The sequence below is a fragment of the uncultured Psychroserpens sp. genome (genome assembly GCF_947492715.1).
GTDB lineage: Bacteria > Bacteroidota > Bacteroidia > Flavobacteriales > Flavobacteriaceae > Psychroserpens.
Map to the genome: position 1 here is coordinate 1 of NZ_CANLNS010000022.1, position 487 is coordinate 487.

Here is a 487-nt window from a genome sequence, read left to right on the forward strand (position 1 = left end):
GCTTGAGAGTCTACACAAATCACGGCTTCAGTATCACCATTAAACGATGTTGTATTATTAGGATTCCCAGTAGCCACAAGATCAATGGCAACAGTACCACCATCCGCAGCTTCACGGATTACAGTTACGGCATTATCAGAGATATCCGAACATTCAGCAGCATTAAGATCACTAAGCGGTCCGCCAATAAATGACGCTCCATTATCGGCCATTCCTCTGTATGACCAACCCCAAATCTGACAGGTTCCAACACCAGCTCCATTAAGATCGATAGTAGCCGAAGGTGATATTGCTAATATTTCCGAAGCATCTTCATTAGTGATCACATATCTGTACGATAAGTTTTCAGCACCAGGATTCTCATGAATGATTACTAAAGGATCAGCTTGAGAGTCTACACAAATCACGGCTTCAGTATCACCATTAAACGATGTTGTATTATTAGGATTCCCAGTAGCCACAAGATCAATAGCAACAGTACCACCAT

Annotated in this window: 1 pseudogene; it reads right to left on the reverse strand. The window is 42.1% G+C overall.

The features are described from left to right. A pseudogene (locus Q0787_RS19245) lies at positions 1-487 on the reverse strand (hypothetical protein); the annotation flags it as partial.